The following is a 19973-nucleotide window of genomic DNA, read 5'->3' as shown; positions in this document are numbered from 1 at the left end:
CCGGGCATCGTGCCGGCTCAGCCCGGGGCGCGGACCTCGCCGGTCACCGTCGCGCGCCGCGCGGCGCGGCGCAGGGTGCTCAGCACGGCCGGCCCGAGCACCACGAGCGCGATCGAGGTCGTGATCGCCCGGCCGGTGTCGAAGCTGCCCGTGGAGGTCAGCACCGTGTAGACGAGGAAGGTCTGGAGGTTCTCCAGCACCGGCGCGCCGGCGACGTAGGCCAGCGACCCCTCGTGGCCGGGCACCTGCACGCCCAGCAGGAACGGCCAGCCGGAGAGGTTGAGCAGCATCCCGTAGAGGTACGACGCGACAACGGCGTAGACCACCAGCATCGCGATCTCCGCGCGTCCCCGCACCCGGCGCGGCAGCAGCCCCGCGCCCATGCCGACCCAGGCAGCGACCAGCATCTGGTAGGGCAGCCACGGCCCGACGCCCGCGGTCATCAGCGCCGAGGCGAGCAGCGACAGCGCGCCCAGCGCGAAGCCGAACCCGGGGCCGAAGACCCGCCCGGCCAGGATCAGCAGGAAGAACACCAGCTCGATGCCGGCCACCCCGGCGGAGATCCCGCGCAGCAGCGCGTTGACCGCGCACAGCACGCCCAGCACCGCGAGCACCCGTGGGTCGAGCCCGCCCTCGCTGACCTCGGCGAGCACCACCGCCACCACCACCGGGAGCAGCGCCAGGAAGAGGAACGGCGGGTCCACCCGGTCCCCCGGCTGCACCTGCACGAACAGCGGCCAGCACAGCATCACCAGCCCGGCCAGGGAGCCGACGGCGAGGACCGCCACCGACCGCATGCTCAGCGGTACGGCGGCCGCCCGCGCCCCGCTCACGACGGGCTCCCGGGCGGTGTGGCCCCGAGCGCGGCCGCGACCTCCTCGACGCGCAGCCAGGGGGCGCCGAGCACCTTGGTCACCTGGGGCGCGAACGCGGGCGACTCCGCCACCACGCGGCGTACCGGTCCGGAGGAGACGACCTCGCCGTCGGCCATCACCACCACGTCGTCGGCGGCCTGCACGACGAACTCCACGTCATGGGTCGCGACCAGCACCGTGCGGCCCTCCGCGGCCAGGTCGCGCAGGACCCCGGCCAGCACCCGCTTGGCGGCGTAGTCCAGGCCGCGGGTGGGCTCGTCGAGCAGCACCACCCCGGGCCGCGCGGCGAGCACCAGGGCGAGCGCCACGGCGAGCCGCTGGCCCTCGGAGAGGTCGCGCGGGTGCGCGTCGCCGGGGATGCCGGGCACCAGCCGGTCCAGCAGCTCGCGGGTGCCCGGCCCGCCGTCGGCGCACTCCGCATCGACGGTGTCGAGGTAGAGCAGGTCGGCGGCGTTCTGGGGCAGCAGGCCGACCAGCGCCCGGCGCTCGGCCGGCGAGAGCCGGGCCGGGTCGAGCTCGCCGACCCGGACCGAGCCCGAGCGGCGCGCCGCGCTGCCCTGCAGGGCCCACAGCAGCGAGGACTTGCCGGCGCCGTTGCGCCCCATCAGCGCGGTGACGGTGCCGCCGGACAGCTCCAGGTCCAGGGCACGTACGACGGGGTCGCCGCCGTGGTCGACGGTGACCCCGCGGGCGACCAGTCCCGGGCGGCGGCGCTCGGCCGCCGGCGCCTCGACCGGCCCGGGGCCGAGGTCGAGGCGGCGGGCGGCGCGGCGCGCGTCGCGCACGTTGAGCGGCAGCGGGTCCCAGCCGGCCACCCGGCCCAGCTCGACGATCGGCGGCACCACCGGCGAGGTGGCGAGCAGCTCGGCGGGCTCCCCGACCAGCAGCCGGCCGTCGCCGGGCAGCAGGCACATCCGGTCCGCGAAGGGCACGACCCGCTCCAGGCGGTGCTCGGCCAGCAGCACCGAGAGCCCGAGGTCGGAGACCAGCCGGGTCAGGGTGGCCAGCACGTCCTCGGCGGCGGTCGGGTCGAGGGCGGAGGTGGGCTCGTCGAGCACCAGCAGCCGTGGGTGGGTGGTGAGCACCGAGCCGATCGCGACCCGCTGCTGCTGACCGCCGGAGAGGGTGCGCAGGTCCCGGTCGCGCAGGTCGGCGATCCCGAGCAGGTCGAGGGTCTCCTCCACCCGGCGGCGCATCGTGGAGCCCGGGAGACCGAGCTGCTCCATGCCGTAGGCCAGCTCCTCCTCGACGGTGTCGGTCACGAAGCCGGCGGCGGGGTCCTGCCCGACGTAGCCGATCGCGTGGGCGCGCTCGCGCGGCGGGGTGCGCACGATGCTGGCCTCGTCGAGCAGCACGTCGCCGTCGAGCACACCACCGGAGAAGCGCGGCACCAGGCCGGTCACGATGCCCAGCAGGGTCGACTTCCCGACGCCCGTCGGGCCGGAGACGAGCACCAGCTCGCCCTCCTCGATGCTCAGCTCGACGCCGTCGAGGACCGGCGCGGTGTCGGGGGCGTAGGAGAACGTGATGTCGCGCAGCTCGATCATCGGGTGCTCGCTCTCGGTGCGGAGGTAGGGGCAGGGGCGGGGGCGGCGGTCGGGGTCCGGCCGGGTGACCGGGACGACCGTGCGGCGCGGGTCGCCGAGAGACGCGGCGGCGGGGCGAGGACGGCCGGCAGCGCGGCGACCAGGGCACCGGCCAGCGCGAGGGCGCTCACCGGCGGCACCGACGTCACGTCGGGGTAGGCGACCAGCACCTGGTGGCCGCTGACCCACCAGCCGATCGCCGCTGCGAGCACACCGCAGCCGGCGACGGCCAGCTCGGCCGGGTGCCAGCGGTCGGGTCGGTAGCGGGTCCGCTCGACGCGCCGGCCGGCGCTCAGCAGCCCGGCGCCGGCCGCGCCGACGCCGAGGACCAGCATCGGGACCGCGAGCAGCCGGGGCGCGGTGCGGTCGAGCACGGCGTACACGCCGACGGCGATGCCGCACAGGCCGAGCAGCATCAGCGCGCCGGTCGTGCGCCGCTGGGCGGCGGTGGCGCTGCCGCTGCGCCCGTAGCCGCGGGTGTCCATGCCGGCGGCCAGCGCGAGGGAGCGGTCGAGCGCGTCCTCGAGGACGGGTACGAGGAGGCGGCGCAGCCGGGCGACCCGCCCCTGCTCCCCCGCGCGCAGCTCCTGGGCGCGACGCACCCGCCGCACGCTCTCGGCGAACTGCGGCAGCACCGTCACCGCGACGACCAAGGCGGTGCCGACCTCGTAGAGCGCCGGCGGCACCGAGCGCAGCAGCCGCTTGGGGTTCGCGAGCGCGTTGGCGGCGCCGACGCAGACCACGATCATCGCCAGGCGCAGCCCGTCGTAGAGCCCGACGAGGAGGGACTCCAGCGTCAGCGGGCCCAGCAGGGTGATCCCCAGGACCCAGTCGGGCAGCGGCACCGTGGGCAGGTCGAGCAGCACGGTCTCGCCGTACGCGCCGCCGAAGACCAGCCGGAACACCACCCGGAAGACCACGATCGCGGCGGCCAGCCAGAGGTACAGGCGGAAGGCGCGGGCCCACGGCTGGTCGGAGCGCCGCGCCGCGACCACGAGCAGCACGGAGCCGAGCAGCAGCCCGAGGACGAGCGGGTTGGTGGTCATCGATGCGGCCGCGGCGAGGCCGACCGCCCAGATCCACCACGCGACCGGGTGCAGGTCACGGGGGATCCGGGGGCCGGCGCTCGTCCGGGGGTCGACGCTCATCGTCCGGCGGTGCCCCTCCGGCGCACGGCGACGACACCGGCGCCACCGAAGACCAGCGCGAGCACCACCAGCACGACCCAGCCGGGCAGGCCGCCGTCGTCGGCGGTGGCCGCGGACTCCTCCACGGCCTCGGTGCTCTCCGCGGGCTCCTCGGCGCCCGGCGTGGCCGCGGTGGCGGAGGGCCCGCCAGCGGCCGTCCGGTCGGTACGCCGCGGCTCGCGCGCCGGCGTACCGCTCGGGTCGGCACCGGGGGTCGCTGCGGTGCTCGGCGTACCGGTGCCGGCGGCGGCGCTGGGGGCGTCGGAGGGGGCGGGCTGCGCGGCGTCGGCCCCGCCGCCCGGGCCCGGACGGGTGCCGCCGGTGCCGTGGGACGGGGTCGCACGCGGGCTGCTCGGCGCCGTGGGAGCCGCCGCGGCGGCCACCGGGGGTGCAACCCCGGGCTGGGTGCGCGTGCCGCTGTTCCAGGAGAACGCGACCGAGCCGCCGTCGGGCACGGTCAGCGAGGAGGTCCCCAGCGAGGCGTAGACCCACGTGCCGGTCTCGCCGTCGGACCACCACAGGCCCCAGTAGGCGTCCGCCGGGGCGGCGTTGATGCACGGGTCGCTGCTCGGGACGCCCTCGACGCGGCACACGAAGCCCGCGGACCGTTGGGCGTAGGTGAGCTCGACCCCGCTGTCGGCGAAGATCGCGGTGGCCTTCTTGCCCCCGCCGTCGGCGTCACAGGACTCCTGGAGCCCGCCGCCGAGGGCGCCGAAGTCGACGACCACGCTCACGCCGCGACCGTCGGTGCAGGTGGCCGCGCTGGCCGGCGGCGCGGCCGTGAGCGGTGCCAGGCACAGCAGCCCGGCGAGCAGCGCCGCGGCGGCCCGGACCCTGCTCATCGCGGCACCACCGTCACGGTGACCGAGCGCCGCCGGTCGGCGAAGGCGCCGCGGACCGCGAGGGTCGCCGGGCCGGCCTTGCCGGTGACGCGGAGCCGCGGGGTCCAGCGACCCGAGGCGTCGCTGGTGCCGCGGGCGACGACCTTGCCGCGGAAGCGGAGGGTCGCAGGCTCGCGGGCGGCCAGGCCGCGCACCCGCACCGGGACGGTCCGGCCTCGGGCGACGCGGGCGCGCAGCTTCACCACCGGGGTGGTCGCCGCGAGCGCACGCAGGCGGGACGGGAACGGCGTGACCGAGCCGGAGGTCGCCACCGCGCGCACGGCGTGCGTCGCGGTGCGGGCCGGCAGCTTCATCAGGGCGCGGGCGGCACCGGTGTGGTCGGCGCGGACCTGACGGCGGCTGCCCGCCACGGTGACGCAGACCGGCTCGCCGGGGGCCAGGGGCCCGAGCCACACGGCCACGCGGGTGCCGGCGCGGTGGAACCGCGGCGGGGCCATCGGAGGGACCACCACCTCGTCGACGCGTCCGGGTGCCCAGGTGAGCGCCGGCAGCGCCTGCGCGCTCGCGCGACGCACCTGGTCGCGCAGCTCCGCGACACCGGAGCTCTTCACCGTGTCGAGCCCCGCGGCGTCGTAGGCGATCGCCCCGAGGTCACCGGCACGGTACGGCGTGCACGCGCCCGCGTGGGCGAGCTGCTGGCCACGGACCCAGCCGGCGGCACGGGCCGCAGCCTTGGTGCGACCCGCCTCCCCCAGCGCCCAGGCGGCGAGACCGGTGCTGTTGGCGTTCGGCGCCTCGGTGGCCACGCCGCCACCGAACGAGCCGTCGCCGCGCTGGCTGCGCCGCAGCCAGTCGAGGGCCGCCGTGAGGTGGGGCTTCACGTCCGCATGGTCGGCCTGGGGCAGCAGCGAGAGCACCGCGAGCGCGGTGACATCGGTGTCCGGCTCGGCGCCCGGCGCGCCGTCGCAGGTCTGGTCGGCCGCCTCGACGGCGCCGAGCTCGAGGCGGAAGAAGCCCGCCGCGCACTGCTGGTCGAGCAGGTAGGAGGTCGCCGCGGCGGCCTCGGTGCTTCCCGCGGCCTCAAGTGCGCGAACGGCGTAGGCCTGGCCCAGGGCGTTGGCGTAGTCGCCGTACGTGCTGCGATCCACGATCCGGCCGGCGGCCGGGCCGGAGTCGGTCGTGACCTGCTCGAGGGCCGCGATCAGGTCCCGGCCGCCGAAGGCGCGCGGGTCGCGCTCCGCGACCACCGCGAGGACCGCAGCCTTGGCGGTGGCGCCGGCGTAGCTGCTGTCGGCGTCACCGAAGGCGTCGCCGGTGACATAGGCGTCGAGCGAGGTGGCCAGGGCGTCGGCGACCTGCTGCACTCCGTCCTCGGAGCCCACGGCGGCCAGCGCCAGCGCGACGTCGATGGAGAGCCCGTGGTCGGGACCCCACTCACCCTCGACGAGACCGCCGGTGAGCTGGCTGGTGAGCCACCGGGCGCCGGCGGTCGCCGGACCGGACGGGGCCGTGGCGGTCCCGGTCGGTGTCGGCGCCGCCACGGCAGGCGTCGGGCCGGTGACCGCCAGGCCGCCGGTCACCAGGGCTGAGAGGAGAGCAAGCACGCCGGTACGGCGCACGATGGAGGAGCTCATGGTTCCTTCCCGCTGCACACAGCGGGGGCACTACCCGGAACCGGGCGGTGACCACCGCTGCTTTCCACGACAGCGTTGTGATCAGGATGCGTCGTGACAGGTGCTCCGGCTCGTCGTCGCTGCGGGTGCAGCCACGACCTACGGTTGCGGGTCAGCGCCGGACTTGGACCGGCTTTCCCCACCACGGGCATATGGATGTGTCTGCGGAACATACCCCACCCGGGCGGGCTCGCGCGCGCCGTGGGCCGTGGGGTGTGAGGCGCTCCACGTCCGCTCAGACAGCGGGGTCCACCGGAATCGCTCCGGTGAGCGTGCGGACCTCGAGGCCGGCCGGGACCGTGCCCGCCAGGGGCACCTCCAGGGTGTCCCCGGTGCCGACCAGCTCCTCGGCGTACCCACCCGGGCCGGTGAGGCACGCCGGCTCGCCGTCGCCGAGACCATCGATGCGGACCTCGTCCTCGGAAGCTGTCGCGACGACCTCGCCTGCGGGCTCACCGACCAGCTGGAGCAGCGGCGCCGCCTGGGCGGTCGCCCGCCGCCACTGGTCGCGCACGACCGGGTCGCGCAGCTCCCCCGCCGCAGCGTCGGCGGCGTAGGCGACGGCGCCGGTGGGCAGCCGGGTGGCCCCGCAGCTGGGCTCGGTGACCTGTCGCGCCGCCACCCACTCCGCGGCCCGGGCCGCCTCCGCGGTGCGGCCGGCGCGCTGCAGTGCGAGCCCCGCGAGCCCGGTGCTGTTGGCGTTGAGCCCCTCCGTCCCGGTGGCGCCGCCGAACCCGCCGTCGGCGTCCTGGGTCGCGACCAGCCAGTCGACGGCTGCGTCGACCGCCGAGCCAGCGGCCTCCCCCGGCACGTCCTGCAGGGCGAGGACGGCGAGCGCGGTCACGTCGGTGTCGGGCTGGTCGAGGCGTCGGGGGCCGTCCCCGCACGCCTGCGGAGCGTCGGGGGCGGCGAAGTAGAGCCGGAACCAGCCCGGCTCGCACTGCTGGGCGATCAGGTAGTCCGCTGCAGCGGACGCCTCCGGGGAGCCGGCGCCGGTGAGGGCACGCACGGCGTAGGTCTGGCCGATCGCATTGGCGTAGTCGGACCCCTTCGGGTCCCGGACGTCGTCGGCGAGCCGGCCCGCGAGCGCACCGTCGTCGGCGACCAGATCCTCGAGGCGGGCCAGCACGTCGGTGCCGTCGACGTCGCGGGGGTCGCCGCCGCTCACCTCGGCGAGCACGGCCACCTTCGCCACCGAGCCCGCGAAGGTGTCGGGGCTGCCGAAGTCCACGCCCGTCGTGTAGCTCTCCACTGACGCGCCCACCGCCGCGGCGATCTCGTGCACCGTGTCGTCCTGGCCCGGTACGTCGGCCAGCCCCAGGGCCGCGTCGATGCTGAGCCCGTAGTCGGGGCCGTACTCACCGACCAGCAGCCCGTCCTGCAGCTCCTCGGACAACCAGTGTGCGGCGCCGAGGGCGGGGGCGGTGGCACGCTCGGGCGCGGGCTCCGGGGACGCGTCCTCGGTGTCGCCGCCGCAGGCGCTCGTGACCAGGACAAGGGACCCGAGCACCGCCAGAGCGCGCACGCGGCGCAGGGGCGCACGACGACAGGGGGCAGCAGAATTCTCAGACATCACGACGAATTCTATGCCGAAATGCCAGAACGGGTCGCACCCCGTGGGGTGCGACCCGTTCTGTGAATTATTGTCCGGCGGCGTCCTACTCTCCCACAACCTCTCGGTTGCAGTACCATCGGCGCTGAAAGGCTTAACTTCCGGGTTCGGGATGGGACCGGGTGTTTCCCTTTCGCTATGGCCGCCGTAACTCTATCGACTCCACCCATCAACACCCGCCGCAAAAAGTTGGGGTGTGTATCTGGGGAGCCAAGCCACTATTTACATGTTGTGCATGTGGTGTTGTGTTGGATCGTGGACGCGATCAATTGCGCGGTTGTCTTGATAGTTTCAGTAAAGTGAGTGTAAGACAAGCCCTCGGCCTATTAGTACCGGTCGGCTAGGCATTGCTGCTGTACACCTCCGGCCTATCAACCCAGTGTTCTGCTGGGGGCCTTACCCCGTTAACCGGGTGGGAAACCTCATCTTGAAACGTGCTTCCCGCTTAGATGCATTCAGCGGTTATCACTTCCGAACGTAGCCAACCAGCCGTGCCCCTGGCGGGACAACTGGCACACCAGAGGTTCGTCCATCCCGGTCCTCTCGTACTAGGGACAGCCTTTCTCAAGTTTCCTGCGCGCGCGGCGGATAGGGACCGAACTGTCTCACGACGTTCTAAACCCAGCTCGCGTGCCGCTTTAATGGGCGAACAGCCCAACCCTTGGGACCTGCTCCAGCCCCAGGATGCGACGAGCCGACATCGAGGTGCCAAACCATCCCGTCGATATGGACTCTTGGGGAAGATCAGCCTGTTATCCCCGGGGTACCTTTTATCCGTTGAGCGACGCCGCTTCCACATGCCGACGCCGGATCACTAGTTCCGACTTTCGTCCCTGCTCGACATGTCTGTCTCACAGTCAAGCTCCCTTGTGCACTTACACTCAACACCTGATTGCCAACCAGGCTGAGGGAACCTTTGAGCGCCTCCGTTACATTTTAGGAGGCAACCGCCCCAGTTAAACTACCCATCAGGCACTGTCCCTGATCCGGATTACGGACCTAGGTTAGACATCTAGTACGACCAGAGTGGTATTTCAACGATGACTCCACAACCACTGGCGTGGCCACTTCACAGTCTCCCACCTATCCTACACAAGCCGAACCAAACACCAATACCAAACTATAGTAAAGGTCCCGGGGTCTTTCCGTCCTGCCGCGCGTAACGAGCATCTTTACTCGTAGTGCAATTTCGCCGAGTCCACGGTTGAGACAGCGCCCAAGTCGTTACTCCATTCGTGCAGGTCGGAACTTACCCGACAAGGAATTTCGCTACCTTAGGATGGTTATAGTTACCACCGCCGTTTACTGGGGCTTAAGTTCTCAGCTTCGAACTTGCGTTCTAACCGGTCCCCTTAACCTTCCAGCACCGGGCAGGAGTCAGTCCGTATACATCGTCTTACGACTTAGCACGGACCTGTGTTTTTAGTAAACAGTCGCTTGGGCCTGGTCTCTGCGGCCCTTCACGCTTCCCCAGCAAGTGGGTACACGATCCGGGCCCCCCTTCTCCCGAAGTTACGGGGGCATTTTGCCGAGTTCCTTAACCGTGGTTCGCTCGATCGCCTTGGTATTCTCTACCTGATCACCTGAGTCGGTTTGGGGTACGGGCGGCGCATAGCTCGCTAGAGGTTTTTCTCGACAGCATAGGATCACCGACTTCCCCAATTGGGTCCCCATCACACCTCAGGATCGACATCAAAGTCAGCCACCCGGATTTGCCTAGGCGGCTCCCTACATGCTTGGCCGTACACAACCATCGGTACGGTTCGACTACCTTCCTGCGTCACCCCATCGCTTGACTACTACCAGTTCGGGTCCCACGCTACGCCGCAGCCTCTTCTCCCGAAGGAGTCGATAACCGCGGTTTCAGATGGTTAGCATCACCAGGTTCGTCATGGGCGCTACTTTGCCGGTACGGGAATATCAACCCGTTGTCCATCGACTACGCCTGTCGGCCTCGCCTTAGGTCCCGACTTACCCAGGGCAGATTAGCTTGACCCTGGAACCCTTGATCATTCGGCGCAGGAGTTTCTCACTCCTGATTCGCTACTCATGCCTGCATTCTCACTCGTGTCGCATCCACCACTAGATCACTCTGCGGCTTCACCCGCGACACGACGCTCCCCTACCCATCCACACACCCTTTCGGGCTCTCCACACAAGGTGGGTGCGAATGCCATAGCTTCGGCGGATGACTTGAGCCCCGCTACATTGTCGGCGCGGAATCACTTGACCAGTGAGCTATTACGCACTCTTTCAAGGGTGGCTGCTTCCAAGCCAACCTCCTGGTTGTCACTGCGACTCCACATCCTTTTCCACTTAGTCACCGCTTAGGGGCCTTAGCTGATGGTCTGGGCTGTTTCCCTCTCGACTACGGAGCTTATCCCCCGCAGTCTCACTGCCGCGCTCTCACTTACCGGCATTCGGAGTTTGGCTAACGTCAGTAACCTTGTAGGGCCCATTAGCTATCCAGTGCTCTACCTCCGGCAAGAAACACGCGACGCTGCACCTAAATGCATTTCGGGGAGAACCAGCTATCACGAAGTTTGATTGGCCTTTCACCCCTATCCACAGGTCATCCCCTCAGTTTTCAACCTAAGTGGGTTCGGTCCTCCACGCGGTCTTACCCGCGCTTCAACCTGCCCATGGATAGATCACTTCGCTTCGGGTCTTGAGCGCGCTACTGAAACGCCCTATTCGGACTCGCTTTCGCTACGGCTTCCCCACACGGGTTAACCTCGCAACACACCGCAAACTCGCAGGCTCATTCTTCAAAAGGCACGCCGTCACAAGATACAAGACCTCGCTCCGACGGATTGTAGGCACATGGTTTCAGGTACTATTTCACTCCCCGCCAGGGGTACTTTTCACCTTTCCCTCACGGTACTTGTCCGCTATCGGTCATCAAGGAGTATTTAGGCTTAACAGGTGGTCCTGCCAGATTCACACGGAATTTCAGGGGTTCCGTGTTACTTGGGATCCCACTCGACAGCCACAGCCTTACACCTACGGGGCTATCACCCTCTACGGCTCCACTTTCCAATGGAATTCGACTTCAACTGTGGTTTCTTACTGTCTGGATCGCCGGCAGACGACCCTGAATGGTCCCACAACCCCCCATACGCAACCCCTGCCGGGTATCACACGCATGAGGTTTAGCCTGATCCGATTTCGCTCGCCACTACTCTCGGAATCACTATTGTTTTCTCTTCCTACCGGTACTGAGATGTTTCACTTCCCGGCGTTCCCTCCACACACCCTATATATTCAGGTGCAGGTAACTGGACATGACTCCAGCTGGGTTTCCCCATTCGGACACCCCCGGATCACAGCTTGGTTGCCAACTCCCCGGGGCTTATCGCAGGCTCCTACGTCCTTCATCGGCTCTTGATGCCAAGGCATCCACCATGTGCCCTTCATAGCTTGTCTCACAAACACTCAACAAAAACTACAAAGACTTAATTGCAATATGCGCAACACACAACGTGTGCCACACAAGATGCTCGCGTCCACTATCCAGTTCACAAACAACCAACCCACCAACCACCACCACCCCAACTACAGGGCAGCAACCGAAGGAGGCATCGAGCTCACAACCCAAAACTCGGGCTGATCCCTCAAAGCTCAACAGTGTGTCACACGACCATCCCCCACACCCATCCCCACCACGTTCCACACCCCACACCCAAAAGCATGAGGCAGTACTAAAGCAAAGACAGGCACCAGGCACAGCCTTCATCGACGATTCCACTAGTGAACACCACCATACGCAACCGAACAGGCGCCGGTTGTCGGGGCGTGTGCTCCTTAGAAAGGAGGTGATCCAGCCGCACCTTCCGGTACGGCTACCTTGTTACGACTTCGTCCCAATCGCCAGCCCCACCTTCGACGGCTCCCTCCCACAAGGGGTTAGGCCACCGGCTTCGGGTGTTGCCGACTTTCGTGACGTGACGGGCGGTGTGTACAAGGCCCGGGAACGTATTCACCGCAGCGTTGCTGATCTGCGATTACTAGCGACTCCGACTTCATGGGGTCGAGTTGCAGACCCCAATCCGAACTGAGACCGGCTTTTTGGGATTCGCTCCCCCTCACGGGATCGCAGCCCTTTGTACCGGCCATTGTAGCATGCGTGAAGCCCTGGACATAAGGGGCATGATGACTTGACGTCATCCCCACCTTCCTCCGAGTTGACCCCGGCAGTCTCCTATGAGTCCCCACCATAACGTGCTGGCAACATAGGACGAGGGTTGCGCTCGTTGCGGGACTTAACCCAACATCTCACGACACGAGCTGACGACAGCCATGCACCACCTGTATACCGACTAAAAGGGGCTCTATCTCTAGAGCTTTCCGGCATATGTCAAACCCAGGTAAGGTTCTTCGCGTTGCATCGAATTAATCCGCATGCTCCGCCGCTTGTGCGGGCCCCCGTCAATTCCTTTGAGTTTTAGCCTTGCGGCCGTACTCCCCAGGCGGGGCGCTTAATGCGTTAGCTGCGGCACGGAACCCATGGAATAGGCCCCACACCTAGCGCCCAACGTTTACGGTGTGGACTACCAGGGTATCTAATCCTGTTCGCTCCCCACACTTTCGCTCCTCAGCGTCAGGTAATGCCCAGAGAACCGCCTTCGCCACCGGTGTTCCTCCTGATATCTGCGCATTTCACCGCTACACCAGGAATTCCGTTCTCCCCTGCATACCTCTAGTCTGCCCGTATCGGAAGCCAGCTCAGAGTTAAGCCCTGAGTTTTCACTCCCGACGTGACAAACCGCCTACGAGCCCTTTACGCCCAATAATTCCGGACAACGCTCGCACCCTACGTATTACCGCGGCTGCTGGCACGTAGTTGGCCGGTGCTTCTTCTGTACCTACCGTCACTTGCGCTTCGTCGGTACTGAAAGAGGTTTACAACCCGAAGGCAGTCATCCCTCACGCGGCGTTGCTGGATCAGGCTTCCGCCCATTGTCCAATATTCCCCACTGCTGCCTCCCGTAGGAGTCTGGGCCGTGTCTCAGTCCCAGTGTGGCCGGTCACCCTCTCAGGCCGGCTACCCGTCGAAGCCTTGGTGAGCCATTACCTCACCAACAAGCTGATAGGCCGCGAGCACATCCTGCGCCGAAAAAACTTTCCACAACCCACCATGCGGTGAGTTGTCATATCCGGTATTAGCCACCGTTTCCGATGGTTATCCCGAAGCGCAGGGCAGATTACTCACGTGTTACTCACCCGTTCGCCGCTCGTGTACCCCCGAAAGGGCCTTACCGCTCGACTTGCATGTGTTAAGCACGCCGCCAGCGTTCGTCCTGAGCCAGGATCAAACTCTCCGTTGAAAACAACACCCACAACCACCCTCACGAGCAGTCATGGAAAAAGAGATGCCCCTGACAGGAGAAACTAGCTGACAAAAATTGTCTAACCAGAATCATTGTCAAAGAAACCATCAACACCACCAAGACCAAAGCCATGGATGAGTGTCGACGGGGCATAACAAACTAATTCGTCGACTATATGACACACTGTTGAGTTCTCAAGGATCAGACACACCCGGTGATCGGCCTCTCGGCCTCCCTGTCGGGGCTTGCACTACTTTACCTCGGACTTTCCCGCCTTGCAAACCGGCCCGATTTCCGCATTTGTTATTCGGAAATCTTGTGCGGCTATTCGGCGAGTTTCTCCGTGGAGAATCTTGCCTCACAGCCGCCGGTTAAGCAATTCGGACCGTTTCAGTCCCTCCCCCGCTCGCCAGCACACGACACCGCAATGGCGCCGCAATGGCGCCGCGAGACTTCCGCGAACAAGACGGCCACCCCGCCTCGCGGCCACGGATCCGTGACCGGACCCGCACCCGCTGCACTGGGGCAACCCGGAGAACATTACGTCCGCGCTGCCCATCCGGCAAGTCGACAGAACGTGACCCCGGCCACGGGGCCTCACGCGCAGACGGCCGGGAGCACGCGTTGCGTGCTCCCGGCCGTCGTGGGTCGAGCGGTGGTGCTGAGGTCAGGTGAGCTTCTCGAGGATCAGCTCGCGCACCCGGCCGGCGTCGGCCTGGCCGCGCATCTCCTTCATGACCGCGCCGATCAGGGCGCCGGCGGCGGCGACCTTGCCGTCGCGGATCTTGTCAGCCACGTCCGGGTTCGCCGCGATCGCGTTGTCGACCGCAGTGGACAGCGCCCCCTCGTCGGAGACGATGGCCAGGCCGCGCTTCTCGACGATCTCCTCGGGCGTGCCCTCCCCCGCGATCAGGCCGTCGAAGACCTGGCGGGCCAGCTTGTCGTTGAGCGAGCCCGAGTCGACGAGCTTCTGCACCGCGGCGACGTCCGCCGGGGTGACCCCCAGCGCCGCGAGCTCGAGCCCGGCGTCGTTCGCGCGCCGTGCCAGCTCGGAGAGCCACCACTTGCGTGCCGCCTGCGGCGAGGCGCCGGCCGCGATCGTCTCCTCGACCAGGCCGAGGGCACCGGCGCCGACGGTGTCGCGCATCTCCAGGTCCGAGAAGCCCCACTCGGCCTGCAGGCGCGCCCGCTTCTCGGTCGGGTTCTCCGGCAGGGTCGCGCGCAGCTCTTCCACCCACTCCCGGGTCGGCGCCACCGGCACCAGGTCGGGCTCGGGGAAGTAGCGGTAGTCCTCGGCGTCGGACTTCTCGCGCCCGCTGGTGGTGACACCGGTGTCCTCGTGCCAGTGGCGCGTCTCCTGCAGGATGCTCGCCCCGGAGTCGAGGATCGCGGCGTGGCGCTGCATCTCATAGCGCACCGCGCGCTCGACCGAGCGCAGCGAGTTGACGTTCTTGGTCTCCGTGCGGGTGCCGAGCACCCCGCTGCCCTTCGGGGCGAGGGAGAGGTTGACGTCGGCGCGGATCGAGCCCTGGTCCATCCGGGCGTCCGAGACCCCGAGCGCGAGGATCAGCTCGCGCAGCTGGGCGACGTAGGCGCGTGCGATCTCCGGCGCCTTCTCCCCCGCACCCACGATCGGGCGGGTGACGATCTCGATCAGGGGGATCCCGGCGCGGTTGTAGTCGACCAGCGAGTGCGAGGCACCGTGGATGCGTCCGGTGGAGCCACCGACGTGGAGCGACTTGCCGGTGTCCTCCTCCATGTGGGCACGCTCGATCTCGACCCGGAAGACCTCGGTCCCCCCGTTGCCGTCGTCGAGCGTGACGTCCATCCACCCGTCGAAGGCGATCGGCTCGTCGTACTGCGAGGTCTGGAAGTTCTTCGGCATGTCCGGGTAGAAGTAGTTCTTCCGCGCGAAGCGGCACCACTCCGCGATCTCGCAGTTCAGCGCCAGGCCGATGCGGATCGCCGACTCGACGGCCTTGGCGTTGACCACCGGCATCGCGCCGGGCAGGCCCAGGCAGGTCGGGCAGACCTGGGTGTTGGGCTCGGCGCCGAACTCGGTGGGACAGCCGCAGAACATCTTGGTGTTCGAGTTGAGCTCGACGTGGACCTCCAGGCCCAGCGCCGGGTCGTAGGACGCCAGCACGTCGTCGAACGGGACCAGGGCGGCCCCGGTGTGCGTCGCGGTCATCGCGCGATCTCCTGTCGCTCGTCGAGAGCCGGGGCACGGTCCAGCAGCGGACCGCCCCACTGCTCGGTCAGCGCGGCCTCGAGGGCGGCGCCGACGCGGTAGAGGCGGTCGTCGGCCAGGGCCGGCGCCAGGATCTGGAACCCGGCGGGCAGCCCGTCCTCGTCGGCCAGTCCGCTGGGCAGCGAGATGCCCGGGACGCCGGCCAGGTTGGCGGGGATGGTGGCCAGGTCGTTGAGGTACATCGCCAGCGGGTCGTCGAGCTTCTCGCCCAGCTTGAAGGCGGTGGTCGGCGCGGTCGGCGACACCAGCACGTCGGCGACCTCGAAGGCGGCCTCGAAGTCGCGGGTGATGAGTGTGCGGACCTTCTGCGCGGTGCCGTAGTAGGCGTCGTAGTAACCGCTGGACAGCGCGTAGGTGCCCAGGATGATGCGGCGCTTGACCTCGTCGCCGAAGCCGGCGTCGCGGCTGGCGCGCATCACGTCCTCCGCGGACGGGTCGTCGATCCCCTCGGGCAGCACCCGCAGGCCGTAGCGCATCGCGTCGAACTTCGCCAGGTTGCTCGACGCCTCGCACGGCATGATCAGGTAGTAGGTCGCCAGCGCGTGCACTAAGCTCGGGCAGGACACCTCGACGATCTCGGCGCCGGCCTTGACCAGCAGGTCCAGCGACTCCTGGAACCGGGCCTGGACGCCGGCCTGGTAGCCCTCGCCCTGCAGCTCCTTGATGACGCCGACGCGCAGGCCGGACAGGTCGCCGGCCGCGCCCTGGCGGGCCGCCTCGACGAGCGCCGGGACCGGCTGGTCGATCGAGGTGGAGTCGAGCGGGTCGTGACCGCCGAGCAGCTCGTGCAGCAGCGCGGAGTCCAGGACCGTCCGGGTGACCGGGCCGACCTGGTCGAGGCTGTTGGCCATCGCGACGAGGCCGTAGCGCGAGATCCCGCCGTACGTCGGCTTCACGCCGACCGTGCCGGTGACGGCGCCGGGCTGGCGGATCGAGCCGCCGGTGTCGGTGCCGATCGCGAGCGGGGCCTCGAAGGCGGCGACGGCCGCGGCCGAGCCGCCACCGGAGCCGCCCGGGATCCGGGTCTGGTCCCACGGGTTGCGGGTGGGGCCGTAGGCGGAGTGCTCGGTGGAGGAGCCCATCGCGAACTCGTCCATGTTGGTCTTGCCCAGGATCGGCAGGCCCGCGGCCTTGAGCTTCGCGACGACCGTGGCGTCGTACGGCGGCACCCAGCCGTCGAGGATCTTCGAGCCGCAGGTGGTCGGCAGGCCCTCGGTGGTCAGCACGTCCTTGACCGCGACCGGCACGCCGTCGAGGTAGGAGGCGGGGGTGCCGGCCGCGCGGCGCGCGTCGGACTCGCGGGCGCTCGCCAGGGCGCCCTCGGCGTCGACGTGCAGGAAGGCGTGGACGCCGGCCTCGGCGTCGCCGTCGACCGCGGCGATCCGGGCGAGGTGCGCCTGGGTCAGCTCGACCGAGGTCACCTCCCCGGCCGCGAGGGCGTCGGCGAGCTCGGCCGCGGAGCGGCGGGTCCAGTCGGTGGTCGGGTCGCTCACTGCTCGTCTCCCAGGATGCGCGGCACGGAGAACCGCTGCTGCTCGGACTCGGGGGCGCCGGAGAGCGCCTGCTCGGCCGTGAGGCCGGGGCGCACGACGTCCTCGCGGAACACGTTGGTCAGGGGCAGCGGGTGGGAGGTCGGAGGCACGTCCTCGCCGGCCACGCCGCTGATCGAGGCGACCGACTCGAGGATCACCGACAGCTGCGGGGCGAGGTGGTCGAGCTCGGCATCGGACAGGTCGATCCGGGCGAGGTCGGCCAGGTGCGCGACCTCGTCTCGGGAGATCTCAGGCATGCCCCCATCCTAGGTGCCGTGCGGGCCGGGCCGACGATTCGGTCCGCCCGGCCTACCCTGACGCCATGGTGATGCCTCCCGATGCCACGGCCGGCGGCCCGAGCGACGGGTGCCGGGTCCTCATCGCCGGTCGCAGCGGGTCGGGCAAGACCACCCTGGGGGCTCGGCTCGCCACCGTGCTCGGGGTGCCGCACGTCGAGCTCGACGCGCTGCACCACGGTCCGGCCTGGACCCCGCGCCCGGAGTTCCTCGCCGACGTCGACCGGCTGACCGCGACCGGTGGCTGGGTGGCCGAGTGGCAGTACGCCGCCGCGCGGCCGCTGCTGGCCGCACGCGCCGACGTCCTGGTGTGGCTGGACCTGCCGTTCCCGCTGACCCTCGCGCGTCTGGTGCGGCGCACGGTACGGCGCCGGGTGCGGCGCGAGGTGCTGTGGAACGGCAACGTCGAGCCGCCGCTGCGCACCATCTGGACCGACCCCGAGCACGTGGTGCGCTACATGGTCACCCACCGGCGCAAGTTCCACGAGCTGGTGCCCGCGGCGCTCGCCGCCCACCCGCAGTTGCGGCTGGTGCGGCTCCGCTCGCCCCGCGAGGTCGAGAGCTGGCTGGCCGCGGACGCGCCCGGGCTCACAGCGCCGCTGGACCACCCTCGAGCAGGGTCTTGAAGCCGGCCTCGTCGAGGATCGTGAGGCCGAGCTGCTCGGCCTTGTCGGCCTTCGACCCGGCGTTCTCGCCGATCACGACGTAGTCGGTCTTCTTCGACACCGAGCCGGAGGCCTTGCCCCCGCGGGCCAGGATCGCCTCCTTGGCGGAGTCGCGGCTGAAGTCCTCCAGCGACCCGGTGACCACGATGGTGAGGCCCTCGAGGGTGCGCGGCACCGACTCGTCGCGCTCGTCGGCCATCGTGACGCCGGCGCGCTCCCACTTCTCCACGATCTCGACGTGCCAGGGCTCCTTGAACCACTCGATGACGGCCTCGGCGATGGTCGGGCCGACGCCCTCGGCGGCCGCCAGCTGCTCCTCGCTGGCCGCCCGGATCGCCACCATCGAGCCGAACTCGGTGGCCAGCGCCCGGGCCGCGGTCGGCCCGACGTGGCGGATCGAGAGCGCGACCAGCACCCGCCACAGCGGCACCTGCTTGCGCTCCGCGAGGTTGGCCAGCAGCTTGGCGCCGTTGGCGGTGAGCTGTGGGCCCTCCTCCCCCTTCTTCGGCGCGCGGGTGAACAGCGGCGCCTGCCGGAGCTGATCGGCGGTGAGGTCGAAGACGTCGCCCTCGTTGTCGATCACGTGCGCGTCGAGCAGCGCGGTCGCGGCCTCGTAGCCGAGCCCCTCGATGTCGAAGGCGCCCCGGCCGGCCACGTGGAAGACCCGCTCGCGGACCTGCGCGGGGCACTTCTCGTGGTTCGGGCAGCGGCGGTCCTTGTCGCCCTCCTTCTGCTCGACCAGGGGCGTCCCGCACGCCGGGCACTCGGTGGGCCCGACCCAGGCGGGCAGCCCCTCGGGGCGCATCGCGAGCACCGGGCCGAGGACCTCGGGGATCACGTCGCCGGCCTTGCGCAGGATGACCGTGTCGCCCGGGCGCACGTCCTTGCGCTCGACCTCGTAGTAGTTGTGCAAGGTCGCGTTCTCGACGGTGGAGCCGGCCACCCGCGTCGGCACCATCACGGCGTACGGCGTCACCCGGCCGGTGCGCCCGACGTTGACGCGGATCTCCAACAGCTCGGTGTTGACCTCCTCGGGCGGGTACTTGAAGGCGATCGCCCACCGGGGCGCGCGGCTGGTGGAGCCGAGCCGGCGCTGCAGCGAGACGTCGTCGACCTTCACCACGACGCCGTCGATCTCGTAGGGCACGATCGTGTGCCGGTTGGCCCCGGCATTGTCGATGTAGGCCTCGACCTCCCTCAGCGTCGGCACCACCCGGACCTGCTCGCTCACCGGCAGGCCCCAGGCCGCCAGCGCGCGGTAGGCGTGCGACTGCGCCTTCGGCTCGAACCCGCGGCGCTCGCCGATGCCGTGGCAGACCATGCCGAGCGCGCGGGTCGCGGTGACCCGCGGGTCCTTCTGGCGCAGCGAGCCAGCCGCGGCGTTGCGCGGGTTGGCGAAGACCGGCTTGCCGGCCTCGGTCATCGACTCGTTGAGCCGCTCGAAGGCCTCCACGGGCAGGAACACCTCGCCGCGGACCTCGATCAGCGCCGGGACCGGGAACTCCTCGGTGGCGGCCAGCCGGTCCGGGATCGCCTCGATGGTGCGGACGTTGGGGGTGACGTCCTCGCCGGTGCGGCCGTCGCCGCGGGTGAGCGCGCGCACCAGCCGGCCGTTCTCGTAGAGCAGGTTGATCGCCAGGCCGTCGACCTTGAGCTCGCACAGCAGGTCGGGCTCGGCCACGCCGTCGCGGCCGAGGCGGGCGTACCACGCCTCGAGCTCCTCGAAGGAGAACGCGTTGTCGAGGCTCTCCATGCGGCGCAGGTGGTCGACGGCGGTGAACTCCGTGGAGACCGCGCCGCCGACCTTCTGGGTGGGGCTGTCGGGGGTGCGCAGCTCGGGGAACTGCTCCTCGAGCTCCTCCAGGCGACGCATCCTCCGGTCGAAGTCCGCGTCGTCCAGCGTGGGTGCGTCGAGGACGTAGTAGCGCCAGCGCGCGTCCTCGATCTCCTCGGCCAGCGCACGGTGCTGCTCGCGGGCCTCCTCGGTGGCCGGGGTGGGGTCGCTCATGGGGGCTATCTTGCCGCGCCCCACCGACGCTCAGCGCGCCGCGGTCGGGCCGGTTTTTTAACCCGTCGCGGGAACAGGGGCGCCTTCCTAGGCTGTTGTGACGGAGGACACCACCA

The 19973-nt window shown here is 69.3% G+C and carries 11 protein-coding genes, 3 rRNA genes and 1 riboswitch; of the genes, 1 reads left to right on the top strand and 13 read right to left on the bottom strand.

Going from position 1 to position 19973, the window contains the following annotated elements; genetic code table 11:
- Positions 1 to 17: 17 nt before the first annotated feature.
- From GFH29_RS06335 to gatC, 12 genes are all read right to left on the bottom strand, one after another.
- Entirely contained in the window at positions 18 to 833 is an 816-nt protein-coding gene (locus GFH29_RS06335) for an ECF transporter S component (protein ID WP_323368683.1), read from the bottom strand.
- Positions 830 to 2422: an ABC transporter ATP-binding protein gene (locus GFH29_RS06330; RefSeq protein WP_153322548.1), complete on the bottom strand. Its 1593-nt coding sequence runs from the start codon at positions 2420 to 2422 to the stop codon at positions 830 to 832. The genes GFH29_RS06335 and GFH29_RS06330 overlap by 4 nt, the downstream gene beginning before the upstream one ends.
- Positions 2419 to 3609, bottom strand: coding sequence for an energy-coupling factor transporter transmembrane component T (locus GFH29_RS06325; protein WP_153322547.1), 1191 nt, complete (start codon positions 3607 to 3609; stop codon positions 2419 to 2421). The genes GFH29_RS06330 and GFH29_RS06325 overlap by 4 nt, the downstream gene beginning before the upstream one ends.
- On the bottom strand, positions 3606 to 4490 hold the full coding sequence (locus GFH29_RS06320; RefSeq protein ID WP_153322546.1) for a hypothetical protein: 885 nt from the start codon (positions 4488 to 4490) through the stop codon (positions 3606 to 3608). Before GFH29_RS06320 ends, GFH29_RS06325 begins: the two co-directional genes overlap by 4 nt.
- Positions 4487 to 6124 (bottom strand): prenyltransferase/squalene oxidase repeat-containing protein, encoded by a 1638-nt coding sequence (locus GFH29_RS06315; RefSeq protein ID WP_153322545.1) that lies wholly within the window; start codon positions 6122 to 6124, stop codon positions 4487 to 4489. The genes GFH29_RS06320 and GFH29_RS06315 overlap by 4 nt, the downstream gene beginning before the upstream one ends.
- Positions 6125 to 6201: 77 nt before the next feature.
- Positions 6202 to 6325: riboswitch (cobalamin riboswitch) on the bottom strand.
- Between the two features lie 73 nt (positions 6326 to 6398).
- Positions 6399 to 7736, bottom strand: a complete 1338-nt coding sequence (locus tag GFH29_RS06310; protein WP_153322544.1) for a prenyltransferase/squalene oxidase repeat-containing protein — start codon at positions 7734 to 7736, stop codon at positions 6399 to 6401.
- A gap of 72 nt (positions 7737 to 7808) precedes the next feature.
- Positions 7809 to 7925, bottom strand: a 5S ribosomal RNA gene (gene rrf, locus GFH29_RS06305).
- Between the two features lie 156 nt (positions 7926 to 8081).
- Positions 8082 to 11201, bottom strand: a 23S ribosomal RNA gene (locus GFH29_RS06300).
- 382 nt (positions 11202 to 11583) lie between these two features.
- A 16S ribosomal RNA gene (locus GFH29_RS06295) occupies positions 11584 to 13102 on the bottom strand.
- The 16S, 23S and 5S rRNA genes sit together here, the layout of an rRNA operon.
- Before the next feature lie 670 nt (positions 13103 to 13772).
- Positions 13773 to 15296 carry an Asp-tRNA(Asn)/Glu-tRNA(Gln) amidotransferase subunit GatB gene (gene gatB / locus GFH29_RS06290; RefSeq protein ID WP_153322543.1) on the bottom strand — a complete coding sequence of 508 codons (1524 nt, stop codon included), beginning with the start codon at positions 15294 to 15296 and terminating at the stop codon, positions 13773 to 13775.
- A complete protein-coding gene (gene gatA, locus GFH29_RS06285; RefSeq protein WP_153322542.1) occupies positions 15293 to 16849 on the bottom strand; it encodes an Asp-tRNA(Asn)/Glu-tRNA(Gln) amidotransferase subunit GatA in 1557 nt (518 codons plus the stop codon). Before gatA ends, gatB begins: the two co-directional genes overlap by 4 nt.
- Positions 16846 to 17145 carry an Asp-tRNA(Asn)/Glu-tRNA(Gln) amidotransferase subunit GatC gene (gene gatC / locus GFH29_RS06280; protein WP_153322541.1) on the bottom strand — a complete coding sequence of 100 codons (300 nt, stop codon included), beginning with the start codon at positions 17143 to 17145 and terminating at the stop codon, positions 16846 to 16848. The genes gatA and gatC overlap by 4 nt, the downstream gene beginning before the upstream one ends.
- Positions 17146 to 17210: 65 nt before the next feature.
- Between gatC and GFH29_RS06275 the strand changes: the two genes are divergently transcribed.
- Positions 17211 to 17810: an AAA family ATPase gene (locus tag GFH29_RS06275; RefSeq protein ID WP_228387798.1), complete on the top strand. Its 600-nt coding sequence runs from the start codon at positions 17211 to 17213 to the stop codon at positions 17808 to 17810.
- Here the strand turns inward: GFH29_RS06275 and ligA are convergent.
- Entirely contained in the window at positions 17773 to 19857 is a 2085-nt protein-coding gene (gene ligA, locus GFH29_RS06270; protein WP_153322540.1) for an NAD-dependent DNA ligase LigA, read from the bottom strand. The two genes, GFH29_RS06275 and ligA, sit on opposite strands and share 38 nt — an antisense overlap.
- Positions 19858 to 19973 lie beyond the last annotated feature (116 nt).

Origin of the sequence: Nocardioides sp. dk884 (assembly GCF_009557055.1) — a bacterium.
GTDB lineage: Bacteria > Actinomycetota > Actinomycetes > Propionibacteriales > Nocardioidaceae > Nocardioides.
Note: the sequence above shows the minus strand (reverse complement) of the source record. Positions and strands in the feature narration are given on the sequence as shown.